The sequence below is a fragment of the Streptomyces sp. DSM 116795 genome (assembly GCF_055792905.1).
This window is the reverse complement of record NZ_CM147707.1, coordinates 5,429,127-5,443,287: the sequence shown is the minus strand read 5'-3', so window position 1 is coordinate 5,443,287 and position 14,161 is coordinate 5,429,127. Positions and strand designations below refer to the sequence as shown.

Below are 14,161 nucleotides of genomic sequence, written 5' to 3'. Positions count from 1 at the left end.
CCTTCTTCATTCCGCTGGCCCTCGTCGTCGTGGTCGCCCTCCCTCTGGTCCTCCCCTCGCTTCGCTGGGGGACCCGCCCCGGGGCTGCAAGACCAGGCTGGACCGCCTTCGGTGAACCGCCGGACACGGCTCATCCGCGCAGTTCCTCCGCCGCCGAGGCCACCCGCGCGATGAGCCGGAGCAGGGTCTCCTGCTCCTCGCCGTCGAGCGGCGCCAGGAAGACGCGGTTCATCCGCGCCGTCCGTGTGACGAGCTTCCGGTGCAGCCGCCGGCCGTCCTCCGTCAGCTTCAGCACGTTGCGGCGCCCGTCGTCCGGATCGCGCACCCGCTCGAGAAGTTCACGCCCGGCGAGCCGGGCCACCAGGTCGGCGATCGTGGAGCGGTCGAGGTGGACGTGCTCGCTGAGGGTCCGCTGGTCCATGCCCGGCTTCTCCTCCAGCGCGTTGAGGACGGCGAACTGCGGCGACGTCGTCTCCTCCGAGACCATCGCCCCCCACAGCAGCGAGTGGGCCTGCTGGAGCCGCCGGGCGAGATGCCCTGGGTGCGTGCTCAGATCGACCGCCGCCATTCGCTCTCCGCTCCCGCTCGCCGGCGTCCTCCGGCCGCCGGGGCCGCGCGAAGGGGGCGCCTGGGCCGCCCGAAGCGGCCCGTCCATGCCATTGACTTTCGATCGTGTACTGACTGATTCTGACGCTCGATGACACATAGTGTCGAGCCTTTCCGGAACCTTCCTGGCCCTTGACGCCCCTGTCCTGGAGTGGCAGCGTCAGAATCGTCCCGCAGAAATACTCAGCATACTGAGCAATGCCCCGCGCTGAGCATCCCTCATCCCGTGTCCGTCCGCGAGGACCGACAGGAGTACGTCCATGCCACTCACCCAGCGAGACATCGACCGCGAGGTGGCCGAACAGCGCGACGCGTACGAGAAGTCACGCGCCGCCGGAGCCCCCGCCGCCCACCACCCCTCGCGCGACTACGCCCCGTACCGCAGCAGCCTGCTGCGCCACCCCAAGCGGCCGCTGGTCCCCGTGAAGCCCGACCCGGAGACCGTCGAACTCCACGCTCCGGTCTTCGGTCCCACCGATGTCACCGACACCGACAACGACCTCACGGTCCTGCACAGCGGCGAGCCCCTGGGCGAGCGGATCACCGTCTCCGGCCGGCTGCTGGACCGCGCGGGACGGCCCGTGCGCGGTCAGCTCATCGAGCTGTGGCAGGCCAACGCCGCGGGCCGCTACGCACATCTGCGCGACCAGCACCCCGCACCGCTGGATCCCAACTTCACCGGTGTCGGACGCACTCTGACCGGCGACGACGGCAGCTACAGCTTCACCACGATCAAGCCCGGCGCCTACCCCTGGCGCAACCACGAGAACGCCTGGCGCCCCGCCCATCTCCATTTCTCGCTCTTCGGGACGGCGTTCACGCAGCGCCTGGTGACCCAGATGTACTTCCCGGGCGACCCGCTCTTCGCCCACGACCCGATACTGCAGTCCGTCACGGACGAGGCGGCGCGGCAGGCGCTGGTCGCGGCGTACGACCACGAACTCTCGCGCTCCGAGTGGTCGCTGGGCTACCGCTGGGACATCGTCCTCGACGGACCGTCCGCCACCTGGATCGAGGAGGGCCGCCGATGAGCGAGCAGACGGGCGCACACACCGCCCTGCAGCCGACCCCGTCCCACACCGTGGGCCCCTTCTACGGCTACGCCCTGCCCTTCCCCGGCGGAGGTGACGTCGCTCCTGTGGGCCGCGGCGACGCCGTCACCGTGCACGGGAACGTGTACGACGGCTCGGGCGCGCCCGTCCCCGACGCCCTCGTCGAACTGTGGCAGGCCGGCCCGGACGGAGATCTCTCCGGGGTGCCGGGCTCCATGCGGCGCGACCCCGTCGACGGCGGTCATCTGGGCCGCAACGGCGTGGACTTCACCGGTTTCGCACGTGTGCCGACGGACGCGGACGGCCACTGGACGGCCCGTACTCTCAGGCCCGGCGCACGCCCGGGCCACGCCCCGTACATCAGTGTGTGCGTCTTCGCGCGCGGACTGCTGCACCACCTCTTCACCCGCGTGTACTTTCCGGAGGACACTCAGGCGCACGCCGACGACCCGCTTCTCGCCTCGCTCGACGCCGAACGGCGCGAGACCCTGGTGGCAACGGCCGACCCTGCCACAGGCTCGTACCGCTTCGACATCCGGCTTCAGGGCGAGAAGGAGACGGTTTTTCTTGAGTTCCACTGAACCAGGCCCGGTTCCCGCCCACGGCCCGGAGGACGTCGGCCTTCTGGCGCCGGTGCGGGCCGGCTCGGGCGCGGAGTCGGCCACGGGCGACACCGCGGTGCTCCAGGCCCTGCTGGACGCCGAGGCCGCTCTGACCCGCGCGCAGGCGAGCCTGGGCCTTGCGCCCGCGGCCGTCGCGTCGGCGGTCACGGAGGCCGCCCGCGCCGGACGCTTCGACGCACGCGGGCTGGCACTGCGTGCCCGCTCCGGCGGCAACCCCGTGATCCCGCTGGTCGCGGATCTGACGGACGCCGTCGGACGGGAAGCGGCACCGTACGTGCACAGAGGCGCCACCAGTCAGGACATTCTCGACACAGCGCTGATGCTGGTCGCCGCCCGCACCATCGACGCGGTTCTCCCCGACCTGGACCGCACGGCGCGGGAGCTGGCCATGGCGGCGGCCGAGCACCGCGACACCCCCATGCCGGGGCGGACGCTGACGCAGCACGCCGTCCCCACGACGTTCGGCCTCAAGGTGGCGGGCTGGAGAAGCCTGGTACTGGACGCCCGCGACCGGCTCTCGGCGGTGCGGGCCGCGCTCCCCGTCCAACTGGGCGGCGCGGCGGGCACGCTGGCCGCCTTCGCCGCACACGCGGAGGCGGACGCCGCACCGCACGGCGAGGGGACGGCCGGGACCGCCGGAACCACCGGGACCGCCGGGACCACCGGGAACGCGGGGACGGCCGGAACCACCGGAACCACCGGGGCCGCCGGAGCGGCCGGGGCGCCCCAGCCCAGGACCGGTCCCGGCAGCCACGGCCCCGAGGCGGAGTCCCCGGACGGTGCGGCACACGGCGTCCCCGCCACCGACCTCGGCCTGCGGCTCCTCGCCGCCTACGCGCGCGAACTGCCCCTCGCCGAACCGGCCCTGCCGTGGCACACCCTGCGCACCCCGGTCGCCGACCTGGGTTCCGCGTGCGCCTTCACCTGCGGTGCGCTCGGCAAGTTCGCCGCGGACGTGCTGGTGCTCTCGCGCAGTGAGGTCGGGGAGGTGGGTGAGGGCGGCGGCGGCACGTCGTCCGCGATGCCGCACAAGACCAATCCCGTACGTGCCACGCTCGTCGCCGCCACCGCGCGGCAGGCTCCCGCCCTCGCCTCGACACTGCTGTCCTCGCTGGTCGCCGAGGACGAACGCCCCCCGGGGGCGTGGCACGCCGAGTGGCAGCCGGTACGCGAACTGCTCCGGCTGACCGGCGGTGCGGCACACGCGGCCGCCGAACTCGCCGAAGGGCTGCAGGTCTTCCCGTACCGCATGCACGAACACCTCGCCCTCACCGAGGGGCTCATCGTCAGCGAACGCTTCACCGTCGCCCTCGGGCCGCTGCTGGGCCGCGCCCGCGCGCGCAAGCTCCTCGACGCCGCGTCACGCAAGGCCGTCGACGAGGGGATCACCCTGGACGAGGCCCTGGAGGAGGAAGAGCCAGCCCTGCGCGAGATGCTCTCCGGGGAGCGGCTGCGGGACCTGACCGACCCGACGCACTACACGGGGTCCGCGCCCGCCCTAACCGACCGGGCGCTGCGGCGCGGCCCGTCGTCCGTACGTACGTCCGAGCCGGGGCAGGGGCAAGGGCACACGCACGGCCCGGCACCCGGGCCCGCGCAGGCAACCGGGCCCAATCAGACGTCCGGACCCGGACCCGGAGCCGGCCCCGGACCAGACTCAGAAGACACGACCCCCGACACCGGAGAGCGGTGACAGACCATCGGCAACGGAATTCCATCTCCCGCGTCGCCCGGAGACGACTCGCGCGGCACGCCTCGAAGCTCCAGCCAGCCCGGAGACATCACCGTGACCGCTTCCGTCCCGCCCGAGCCCGCGCCGCTCCCGTACCACCGGCTCGACGGGCCCGCCGACGGCCGGCCGATGATCCTCGGCTCCTCTCTGGGCACGTCCCTGGCCGTCTGGGAGCCCCAGCTCCCCGCGCTGATCCGCACCCACCGGGTGCTGCGCTGGGACCTGCCGGGACACGGGGCCTCCCCCGCCGAGCCGATGGCCGGCTCCTCCAGCGAACTGATCCCCACCGACGGCACCGCGACCGTCGCGCACCTCGCGGAGCTGGTCCTGCGCGCCGCGGACGCCCAGGGCTGGGACGAATTCGCCTACGCCGGGGTCTCGCTGGGCGGCGCGGTCGGACTGCACCTCGCGGTGCACCACCCCGAGCGGCTCACGGCGCTCTCCGTCGTCTGCTCCTCGGCCCGGTTCGGGGAGCCGTCCGCCTGGCGCGAGCGTGCGGCGGCCGTACGCGCGCACGGCACCGAGTCCATGATCGCCTCACGTCCCGGGGTGTGGTTCGCGCCCGACTTCGAAGTCACGCCGCACGGGATCGCACTGCTCGAGGACCTGCGCTGCACTGACGCCGCAGGCTACGCGGCGTGCTGTGACGCCCTCGCCGCCTACGACCTGCGCGGACAGCTCGCCGAGGTGACGGTGCCGACCCTCGCGGTCGCCGGCCGCCTCGACCCGGCGACGCCGCCCGCGCACGCCCGCGAGATCACCGACGGCATCCCCGGAGCGGCCCTGGTCGAGGTCGCGGGGGCCGCGCACCTGGCCAACGCCGAGTGCCCGGACGCGGTCACCTCGGCCCTTCTCGTCCACCACGACGGCCTGCCGGGCCCCGGGGAGCGGTGGTGAGCGCGGCACCGGCGCGCGGCGTCCGGATCCCGCCCCCGGCCCGGCCCACGGTCCGGCGGAGCCCTCGCGCGGTCCGTCCGCCCGCCATACGCTGAGTCGCATGAGCTGGACAGCGCGCAGCATCCCGGACCAGAGCGGACGTACCGCCGTGGTGACGGGGGCCAACAGCGGCATCGGCTATGTGACCGCGCGCGAACTGGCGCGGCGCGGCGCCCGCGTGGTGCTGGCGTGCCGCAGCGAGCAGCGCGGCGCCGCCGCCCTGGACCGGCTGCTCTCCCAAGTGCCCGAGGCCCGCGCCGAGTTGCGCCTGCTGGACCTGGCGGATCTGTCGTCCGTACGGGAGTTCGCCGGCGCTCTGCCCCACGACCGGCTCGACCTGCTGGTCAACAACGCGGGCCTGATGGCGGTTCCGTACGCACGGACCGCCGACGGCTTCGAGATGCAGCTCGGCGTGAACCACCTCGGCCACTTCGCCCTGACGGGGCTGCTGCTGGAGCGACTGCTGTCCGCGCCCGGCGCGCGCGTGGTGACGGTCGCCAGCATGGCGCACCTGCTGTCCAACATCGACATGAGCGACCTCGGCAGCGCACGCCGCTACCGGCCGATGGCGGCCTACGGCGCCTCGAAGACGGCCAACCTGCTCTTCGTACGGGAACTGGCCCACCACGCCGACCGCAAGGGCCTCGACCTGACCGTCACCGCCGCCCATCCCGGATACGCGCGTACCGAGCTGCAGGCCAAGGGCCCGCGGCTGGCCGGGCAGGCGGGGCGCGAACGGCTCACGCGGCTGGTCACCGACGTGGTCGGCGCCTCCGCGGACCAGGGCGCGGCGCCGGTGCTGTACGCGGCGACCGCGCCGTACGTGCACGGCGACTCCTTCTTCGGGCCGCGCATCCTCGGGGTACGCGGCGGCCCCGGCGCCGCCCCACGAGCGCCGTGGGCGCGCAACGACATCGCGGCGGGGCAGCTCTGGGCGGTCTCGGAGCGGCTCACCGGCGTCGCCTACGGAGGGCTGTGACCGGGCTGCTCCACTGCCGCCTCACCGGTACGGGCCCTGGTGTGCGGCCGCGGCGTCGGGCATGGTTCTCCTGCGTCCGTCCGGGGCCGCGGTCGCGGCCCCCTGGTCACCTCCGGCGCATCCGTCCAGACCGCCCAGACCGTCCGTCCAGTCCCTCCAAACCGTCCAGTCCGTCCGTCCCGTACGCTCCGTACGCCCGTGCCCGGCCACCCGGCGCGGAGAGAGGAGGCAGCCGTGATCCGCGTGCTCGTCGTCGACGACGACTTCATGGTGGCGCGGCTGCACAGCACCCTCGTCGGGCAGGTGCCGGGCTTCACAGTGGCCGGAGCCGTGCACAGCGGCACCGAAGCGCTGGCGGCCGTCCGGGAGCTGCGCCCTGACCTCGTACTGCTGGACATGTACCTGCCGGACCTGCCGGGCCTCGAGGTCCTGCGTGAGCTGCGCGGCACCGCGGCGCCCGAGGAGGGCCCGGACGTGCTGGTCGTCACCGCGGCCCGGGACGCCGAGACGGTACGGGGCGCGCAGCGCGGCGGCGCCGTGCAGTACATCATCAAGCCGTTCGAGGGTGAGCTGCTGAAGGAGCGGCTGAGCCGGTACGCGGAGCACCGCGAGGCGCTGGCCGCGCTCCAGGCGCCCGAACAGGGCGACGTGGACCGGCTGTTCGCCGATCCGGCCGTCGCGGGCGGAGCGGCGGACGACACCGGCACCGGCGCCCCGGGCGAGGCGGGTTCCGCCGCGCCCCACCCGCACGCGAGGCCGTCCGGCCCCGGCACCCCGGCGCGGCTGCCCAAGGGCCTCACCGAGCAGACGTCCGGCCTGGTGCGCGCCACGCTCGAAGCGGAGCACGGCCCGGCGGGTCTGTCCGCCTCCGAGTGCGCCGAGCGCAGCGGCCTGTCCCGGGTGAGCGCCCGCCGTTACCTGGAGCACTTCGTCTCGCTCGGGACCGCACGCGTCACCCTCCGGTACGGCACGACGGGCCGTCCGGAGCGGCGCTACCACCGCGTGTATCCGCAGCGGCGGGAAGCGGGCGGCGCGGCCCCCGGGGAAATCCGCGAGAACACGTGATTCGCACCACAGAAATGCCGTGACACGGGTCACATTCCACACGGCGCCCACATCCGGCTCGACTCAATTCCCTTGCACGGCAAGGCGAATGGAAGAGCAATCATTAACCCGTACATGCCAATTTTCGCGATCTTCGCCTTATCCGGGTTCTGCGCCTTTCTTGTGGTGATGAATTTCTTCTGCTTAACGTGCATCACCACCGCGTCTCCCGTGCGGTGGTCCGCTGCCGGGAACGCCGAATCCTGCCGCCCGGTCCGCGGAAAACACGCAATCCCAGCCCGGCAGGAGCGGGGGACCCAGGTAAGCGCCGCGCGTTTCGCACCCGAGGAACGCACGGCTAGGGGTGAAGCCGCACCGAATGCCCCCTCGCATTCGCTGCGGCCGGGCCACTCCAGCCCGAATCCGACAGCTCACCTCGCAGGCGCAGGAGAGGAACTGCCCTATGTCCGGACGCGGTCGACACCGTCGTCACTCCAATCGTCGTATCTCGCGCAGAGTCACGTCCATCGCCATTACCGCGGGCGGTGCGGGCATCGCCCTTCCGTTCATCGGTACGGGCACCGCGCACGCTGCCTCCGTCGACACCTGGGACAAGGTCGCCCAGTGCGAGTCCACGGGCAACTGGTCCATAAACTCCGGCAACGGCTACTACGGCGGCCTCCAGTTCAGCCAGAGCACCTGGGCCGCCAACGGCGGCACCGAGTACGCCGAGCGCGCCGACCAGGCCACCAAGGAAGAGCAGATCCGCGTCGCCGAGAAGGTGCTCGACAGCCAGGGCGCAGGGGCCTGGCCGTCCTGCGGGGCGAAGGCCGGCCTGGCCGGCGACAGCGCCGCTCCGGACCTCTCCGCCGGATCCGGAAAGCAGGCGAAGCCCGCTGCCGGGGACTCGTCGAAGAAGGCGGACTCGTCCAAGAAGAAGGACGACGGCTCCAAGAAGAGCGACGAGAAGTACACCGTCGAGACCGGCGACACCCTCAGCGCGATCGCCCGCGAGAACGACACCGAGGGCGGCTGGCACAAGCTGTACGACGCCAACCGCGAGACCGTCGGCTCCGACCCGGACCTGATCCGGCCCGGCCAGAAGCTCAGCCTGTCCGGCGGCGGTTCGGGCTCGGACCAGCAGCAGGGTTCGGAGCCGCAGGGCAGCCAGGCGCCACAGGCCGGCGGTGTGCACAAGTCAGGCTCGAAGCACGGGAACAACCTCGACGGATGGATCCAGGAGGCCCTGGACATCATGAAGTCCAAGGGCATCCCCGGCTCGCACGACGGCATCAAGCGCAACGTCATCCGGGAGTCCGGCGGCAACCCGAACGCCGTCAACAACTGGGACAGCAATGCCGCGAAGGGCACCCCGTCCAAGGGTCTGCTGCAGACCATCAAGCCGACCTTCGACGCCTACCACGTCGAGGGCACGGCCGACAGCATGACCGACCCCGTCGCGAACCTCGTGGCCGCCTGCAACTACGCGGCGGACAGGTACGGGTCCATCGACAACGTCAACGGACCGTACTGACGGACCGGTCCGGCAGACCTGACCCTGCCGGACCGGAAAACTCAACTCGGCACATGCGCGGTGCGATCCGGGGACCGGTTCGCCGATCCGTGAATCCACGAATGGGAATCCGGCGCATTTCGCGGCACGATGGCGGCCTGTTCGCCGGAGAAATCCGGCGGGCGGCCGCCATCGGCATTCCACCTCATTCCAGCGCGGCGGCGCACGCCCTTATCAGGGCTGGAAGGTCTCGTCGGCCTCCACCGTCACTTCGAGAACCAGCGGCCGTGTGCTGTCGGGGAGTTCGGGCAGCAGCGTGTCCAATTCCGCGAGCAGTTCGGCATGTCCGCTCACGCGGCGCGCGGAACAACCCAGAGCCTTCGCCATTCCGGAAACGCTGACCTCCTCGAAGTCGGGCCATGGCGCGGTGTCTTGGTGTCTGTCCGCGAGCCGGTCCATGATCGCGTAACGGCCGTTGGCGAGAACGATGAAGACGACGCCCACCCGGTAGCGCACAGCCGTCCAAAGGGCCTGTATCTGATAAAGCGACGACCCGTCGCCGACGACCGCCACCACCGGACGCTCCGGCGCTCCCATCCGTACGCCGATCGCGGCCGGGAGCGCGAAGCCGAGCGCGCCCATCGCCGCGCTGAGGAACCCCAGCGGACGCCGGGCGGGCACGAGGGCGTGCAGATCGGGGCGACTGGACGGGGTCTCCTCCACGAGCACCGTCTCCGCGGGCAGCCGTCGCGCCAGCTCCGCCAGTACGTGCGCGGCGCGCAGCGGCTCGCCCTCCCCGGGAGGCGGCGGCGGTGCGGGCCGCCCGCCGGGCGTCCCGCCGGGCGGCCCGTACTCCGGCCCGTGCTCCGCCTTGCGCGCCGTACTGTTCACCGTCTTGCCCGCCGTCTCGGCGAGCGCCGTGCAGAACGCCGGCAGTGCGGCCACCACGGCGAGCTCCACCGGGGCCCGGTGCGCCTCCGCCGGGTCGTCCGTGACGACGGCGAGCCGTGTGCCTGCCCGCACCAACGGCCCTTCCTCGTACGGATACTGGCGGAAGACGGGAGCCCCCACGCTCAGCACCAGGTCGTACGGACCGAGCGTCTCGCGCAGCCGCGTACGGTCGGCCGGCAGATGCCCGGCGAAGAGCGGATGGTCCTGCGGGAAGCCCGCCCGTGCGCCGAAGGACTCCTGCCACACGGGGCAGCCGAGGCGCTCCGCGAGGAGCGTCAGCGCCTCCCAGGTGACGGGGTGGTCCGCGCCGGCGCCGACGACCAGGGCGGGCGCGGCAGCCTCGTCCAGCAGCCCGGCCACCTCACGCACGTCGCCGGCGTCCGCGGCGGCCGGAAGGCGCAACTCCGCGGGAGCCGGCAGCGGCAGCTCCTCGGCGGGCTGCGCCCAGTCGTCCATCGGCACGACGACCAGGGCGGGACCGCGCATCGTACGGGCGGCGTGCGCGGCCCGGGCGATCGCTCCGGGCACGTCCTGCGCGCGCGGCGGCGTCTCCGTCCGTACGGGATAGTCACCCGCGAGCTGTTCCAGCCGACCCGCGAGGAACGGCTCCTGGACGAGGTGCCGGCGGTCCTGCTGCCCGACGATCACGACGAGCGGCGCCCGGTTGACCCGTGCCGTGGACAGCGCCCCCACCGCGTTCCCGAGGCCCGCGGTGGTGTGCAGCAGCGCGAGCGCGGGCGCTTCGCGCGCGAGGGCGTAGCCGGTGGCGGCCCCCACGACGGAGCCCTCGTGCAGCGCGAGCACGAAGCGGATGTCGTCGGGAAGGCCGGCGAGGAAGGGCACCTCCGTCGAGCCCGGATTGGCGAACACGGTGGTCAGGTCGTGCCGGCGCATCACGTCGAGCGCCGCCTCGCGGACGGTGGGCATGGAAGTGGAGCTCCTGTTGCGGGTGTTGAGCGGGACCGGCCCGTGGCCGGCGGCCGGGTGGCAGGTGATGAGGGAACGTCAGGGTCAGGCGGGTCGTGCCATCGCTCCTAGGTGGTGGCGGCGGCCGGCGAGCGGTGGCGTACCTGCATCAGGACGAAGAAGCCGGCGACGACCAGCGCCGTGTCGAGCCATACGGCCGCCTCCCAGCCTCCCGTGCTGTCCCGCAGCACACCGCTGATCGCGGGAGAGAGCACAGCGCCCGTCTCGCCGATGAGGTTCTGCATCCCGAACGCCGAGCCCCGCAGGTGTGCCGGGGCGATCTCGGCGGTCAGGGCGTGCCCCACGGGCTGCAGGGCGTTGAAGAAGAGGCTCGCGAAGAACAGCAGCAGGCCCATGACCCACAGGGACGGTTTGGCGGCGGCGCTGAGGTACCAGGCGAACGCGATGGTGAGTACGGCCTGCGCTCCCGTGAAGGTCAGCATCATCTCCTTGCGGCCCCAGCCGCGCTTCAGCCCGTGGTCCGAGATCCAGCCGCCGGCCGGGAAGCCGAGGATGCCCGCGCCGGCGTTGAAGGCCGCGGTGAGAGCGGCGTTCATGAACGAGGAGTCCGCCGCTCCGGCCACGATGGAGACCGACCAGAAGCTGAAGAACCAGAGGTTCCACAGGATCGCGATGTAGACGAGGTGGACCAGGAACAGATCGCGGTTCTTGATCACGGGGCCGACTTCCTCGCCCTTGCGCACCAGCGCGAAGATCACCAGACCGACGGCGAGGGCGACTTCGAGCAGCGCGATCCACAGCTCGGACAGGCCGATGCCGGTGCCCAGCCAGTACACGCCCATGATCAGGGCGAGCGAGACGGCCGAGTAGGCACTCAGATGCAGCGTCGCCCGGCTCAGCCCGGAGATGGTCAGATGGGCTCGGAACCAGAAGGCGACGACGACACCCACCACGACGGTCCCGGCGCCGAGCACCCAGAAGACCATCCGCCAGGCCTCGATGTGCGCGAGGAAGACCTTGCCGAATTCGACGAGTCCGGGCGTGAAGACGATCGCGACGGTGATGCCGAGGGCGAGACCTGTGATGACCACGCCCATGCCCAAGGCCCGCTGACGCTCGGGGGTGGTGGCGGTGATCAGGCTGCGGTCGTTGGAGTAGAAGGCGCCCTCGCCGAGACCCGTGACCACGCGCACGACGATGAACGCGACGAGTCCGCCGATGAAACCCGTCAGCACGGTGGCCACACCGGCCCACAGCAGGCTGACGACGATGAGGGTGCGGTGCCCGTACCGGTCCCCGAGATAGCCGCCTGGGAACTGGGTGAGCATGTAGCCGGCGAAGAAGAGCCCGCCGACGAGGCCGCCGAGCGCGTGCGGATTCTCGGCGTCGGCGAGGAAGCCCACCCCGTTGTCGATCATCCACGTCACGACGGGCCCGGTGACCGCTCTGTCCGCGGCGCTGACCGTCCAGCCCAGGAGCAGCAGCACCCACAGGGTGTGCCAGGAGCGCCAGCCGCCGCCCTCCGCGAGGGCGTCGTCCGTACGTGACTCGACTGAGGAGGGGTCGCCCGGTGCAGCCTTCATGGGTTTCTCCGTAGCGGTTGGTGCGGCCCGGACGCCGAGCGGTGACGTCCGGGCGGGGGGGGGAGAGCGGACCGCCGGTCAACCTAAACTCGCGAAGTGGCAGGCGGAACAGGTTGCGATACGTTTTCTGCTATGCCGAAAAAGCAGCCCACGGAAAAGGAGCGACGAGGCGAGGAGAGACGAGGCGACGCCTACGCCGCCAGCTCCGTCGACAACGCCCTGCGCACGCTCGTCTATCTGCGCGGGACCCAGTGCGCCCGCGTCACCGACATCAGCGACCACCTGGGCGTCGCCCGCTCCACCGCGCACCGGCTGCTGACGACGCTGCGCGGCCACGGGTTCGTCGAACAGGAGCCCGGCGGCAGGCGTTACCGCCTCGGCCCCGTACTGCTGGGGCTGACCCGCGGCGCCGTCGACGAACCCACCCTGGTGCGGGTCGCGCACGGTCACCTCGTCCAACTGCGGGACGCGGCGGGCGAGACGACCAATCTCCTCGTCCTCGACGGCTCCGACTCACGCTTCGCCGACGGCGTCGAAGGCCCGCACCCGCTGCGCGTGGGCACCCGCACGGGCGACCGCGTGCCCGCGTACGGAACGGCGGGCGGCAAGGCCCTGCTCGCCGAACTCGCCCCCGAGGCCGCCCGCACGCGCTACCGGCGCGGCCTGCCCGCGCTGACCGCCTCCACCCTCCCCGACGTGGACGCCCTGATCGCCGACCTCGCCGTGACGCGCGCCCGCGGCTACGCCCTCAATCTCGACGAGAGCGTCACGGGCGTGCACGGCGTGGGCGTCGCCGTCCGCGACCGCTTCGGCACGTGTGTGGCGGCACTGACGGTCGCGGCCCCCAGCACCCGCCTCGACTCCGTCCGCGCCGCCGAACTCGCCCCGCTGCTGCGGCAGACGGCCGACCGGATCGGTGCGGAGCTGTGAGCCTCAGGTGCCGGTGATCCGCGCGATCTCGGCGAGCACCGCCTCCACGTGCGCACGCACCGCGGCCTTGAGCGAGTCGCTCCAGCTCTCCTCGGAGTACGGGCGGCCGAGATAGAGATCCCGGGCGTGCTCCAGCACGGGCCGGTGCTCCGCGGGGAGCCGGGCGAGGGCCCACCGTGCGGCCCCGTCCTTGGACGCGATGTCACCCGTGGCGAGTGTGTGCCAGATCCGGGCGAGGGTCAGCAGGACGTTGCGGGTGTCGTCGTGCAGGTCGTCGAGGAGCCCGGGGATGCCGGCCACGCTCGCCCGGAGGAGGTCCGCGTGCGGGACGGGGTCCAGGACGTGCGAGGGCGGCGGGCCGGTGAGGGGGTGCGCCGCCGCCAGGGCCATCGTGAGCAGCAGCGCCAGATCCGGCATCGGCTCCGGCTGCGGGACGAGTCCGGCCTCGAACTCGCCGCGGAGCCACTCCCCGTACTGGAAGTCACCGGTCGGCGGGTAGCGCCACGGACGGACGGCGGACCGGACGACGACGGTGAGTTCGACCGGGCGGGCCTCGGCACCGCACGGGGACATCCCGAGCAGCCCTGCGAGGAGCGCCCGCCGCTCCAGGTCCTCCATGGGCCGCCGTGACACGACGAGGACGTCCAGGTCACTGGCCGGCTTGAGCCCTCCGAGCACGGCCGAGCCGTGGAGGTAGGTGCCGATGACCTCGCGGCCCAGCACCTCTTCGGCCAGACCCGCGATCCTTTGAATCCGATCCACGGTGCCAGGGTGGTTCCCGTACCGGGACGGCGCAGGTGGATTTCCGCTTGTGACCGTGCGTCAGCCGGGCGGCGGCGCGGACCGCTTCCGCATCGGGGGTGGGTCTTCGCCGAACACCCAAGGTGCGAGGACGAGTTCGCGGCCGTCCGGGTCGAGGAAGGTGACGCCGTCGTTGAGCTCCCAGTACCGGTACTGACGGGCCGGCGTGTAGCCGGCCTCCTCGATACGGCGTGCGACGGCATCGCGGGCGGTCTCGCCACGGAAGTAGAGCACCAGCTCTTCGTGCCGGTCGACCGGCACCGGTTCGAGCCCTTCGACCAGTTCGAAGGTCGCCGGCGTGCCCGGCAGCCCGAAGATGGCGCAGCCGAAGCCGTCCGGACCGTCCTCGGCGAGATACACCAGCGGCAGTCCGACCACGTCCCGGTAGAAGATCACGGATTCCCGGTACCGGTTGCAGCGGCGGCCGATCCTGGTGGCACCGACGGCCAAGCCGTCGGGCCAGCCGGGCGCCTCACTCATGAAC

13 protein-coding genes and 1 riboswitch are annotated in these 14,161 nt (G+C 72.3%); of the genes, 8 read left to right on the top strand and 5 right to left on the bottom strand.

The features are described 5' to 3' along the window. Positions 1-130 precede the first annotated feature (130 nt). Positions 131-568 carry a MarR family winged helix-turn-helix transcriptional regulator gene (locus ACSMXX_RS23445; RefSeq protein ID WP_473180666.1) on the bottom strand — a complete coding sequence of 146 codons (438 nt, stop codon included), beginning with the start codon at positions 566-568 and terminating at the stop codon, positions 131-133. A 298-nt stretch (positions 569-866) separates the two neighbouring features. On the opposite strand from ACSMXX_RS23445, the gene pcaH reads away from it, so the two are divergent. The 7 genes from pcaH (at position 867) to ACSMXX_RS23410 (ending at position 8,506) form a co-directional block, all read left to right on the top strand. Beyond that, positions 867-1,637, top strand: coding sequence for a protocatechuate 3,4-dioxygenase subunit beta (gene pcaH, locus ACSMXX_RS23440; protein ID WP_473180665.1), 771 nt, complete (start codon positions 867-869; stop codon positions 1,635-1,637). Then, the gene (gene pcaG, locus ACSMXX_RS23435; protein WP_473180664.1) at positions 1,634-2,239 is read left to right on the top strand and encodes a protocatechuate 3,4-dioxygenase subunit alpha; all 606 of its coding nucleotides are present in this window, start codon (positions 1,634-1,636) and stop codon (positions 2,237-2,239) included. The genes pcaH and pcaG overlap by 4 nt, the downstream gene beginning before the upstream one ends. Further along, entirely contained in the window at positions 2,226-3,974 is a 1,749-nt protein-coding gene (locus ACSMXX_RS23430; protein WP_473180663.1) for a lyase family protein, read from the top strand. The genes pcaG and ACSMXX_RS23430 overlap by 14 nt, the downstream gene beginning before the upstream one ends. Before the next feature lie 93 nt (positions 3,975-4,067). Beyond that, positions 4,068-4,910, top strand: coding sequence for an alpha/beta fold hydrolase (locus ACSMXX_RS23425; RefSeq protein ID WP_473180662.1), 843 nt, complete (start codon positions 4,068-4,070; stop codon positions 4,908-4,910). Positions 4,911-5,010: 100 nt separating this feature from the next. Further along, positions 5,011-5,928: an oxidoreductase gene (locus ACSMXX_RS23420; RefSeq protein ID WP_473180661.1), complete on the top strand. Its 918-nt coding sequence runs from the start codon at positions 5,011-5,013 to the stop codon at positions 5,926-5,928. A 234-nt stretch (positions 5,929-6,162) separates the two neighbouring features. Next, positions 6,163-6,993, top strand: a complete 831-nt coding sequence (locus ACSMXX_RS23415) for a response regulator transcription factor (protein ID WP_473180660.1) — start codon at positions 6,163-6,165, stop codon at positions 6,991-6,993. Between the two features lie 256 nt (positions 6,994-7,249). Further along, a riboswitch (cyclic di-AMP (ydaO/yuaA leader) is annotated at positions 7,250-7,430 on the top strand. A 5-nt stretch (positions 7,431-7,435) separates the two neighbouring features. After that, the gene (locus tag ACSMXX_RS23410) at positions 7,436-8,506 is read left to right on the top strand and encodes a transglycosylase family protein (RefSeq protein ID WP_473180659.1); all 1,071 of its coding nucleotides are present in this window, start codon (positions 7,436-7,438) and stop codon (positions 8,504-8,506) included. A 213-nt stretch (positions 8,507-8,719) separates the two neighbouring features. On the opposite strand, the gene ACSMXX_RS23405 is transcribed toward ACSMXX_RS23410, so the two are convergent. Beyond that, complete coding sequence (locus ACSMXX_RS23405) at positions 8,720-10,363, bottom strand: thiamine pyrophosphate-dependent enzyme (RefSeq protein WP_473180658.1); 1,644 nt, start codon at positions 10,361-10,363, stop codon at positions 8,720-8,722. Positions 10,364-10,470: 107 nt separating this feature from the next. Further along, a complete protein-coding gene (locus ACSMXX_RS23400) occupies positions 10,471-11,946 on the bottom strand; it encodes an MFS transporter (protein ID WP_473180657.1) in 1,476 nt (491 codons plus the stop codon). A 132-nt stretch (positions 11,947-12,078) separates the two neighbouring features. On the opposite strand from ACSMXX_RS23400, the gene ACSMXX_RS23395 reads away from it, so the two are divergent. After that, a complete protein-coding gene (locus ACSMXX_RS23395; RefSeq protein ID WP_473180656.1) occupies positions 12,079-12,876 on the top strand; it encodes an IclR family transcriptional regulator in 798 nt (265 codons plus the stop codon). A 3-nt stretch (positions 12,877-12,879) separates the two neighbouring features. Here ACSMXX_RS23395 and ACSMXX_RS23390 read toward each other — a convergent pair whose 3' ends face one another. After that, positions 12,880-13,638, bottom strand: coding sequence for an aminoglycoside adenylyltransferase family protein (locus ACSMXX_RS23390; protein ID WP_473180655.1), 759 nt, complete (start codon positions 13,636-13,638; stop codon positions 12,880-12,882). A 60-nt stretch (positions 13,639-13,698) separates the two neighbouring features. Continuing rightward, positions 13,699-14,157: a VOC family protein gene (locus tag ACSMXX_RS23385; protein ID WP_473180654.1), complete on the bottom strand. Its 459-nt coding sequence runs from the start codon at positions 14,155-14,157 to the stop codon at positions 13,699-13,701. Positions 14,158-14,161 lie beyond the last annotated feature (4 nt).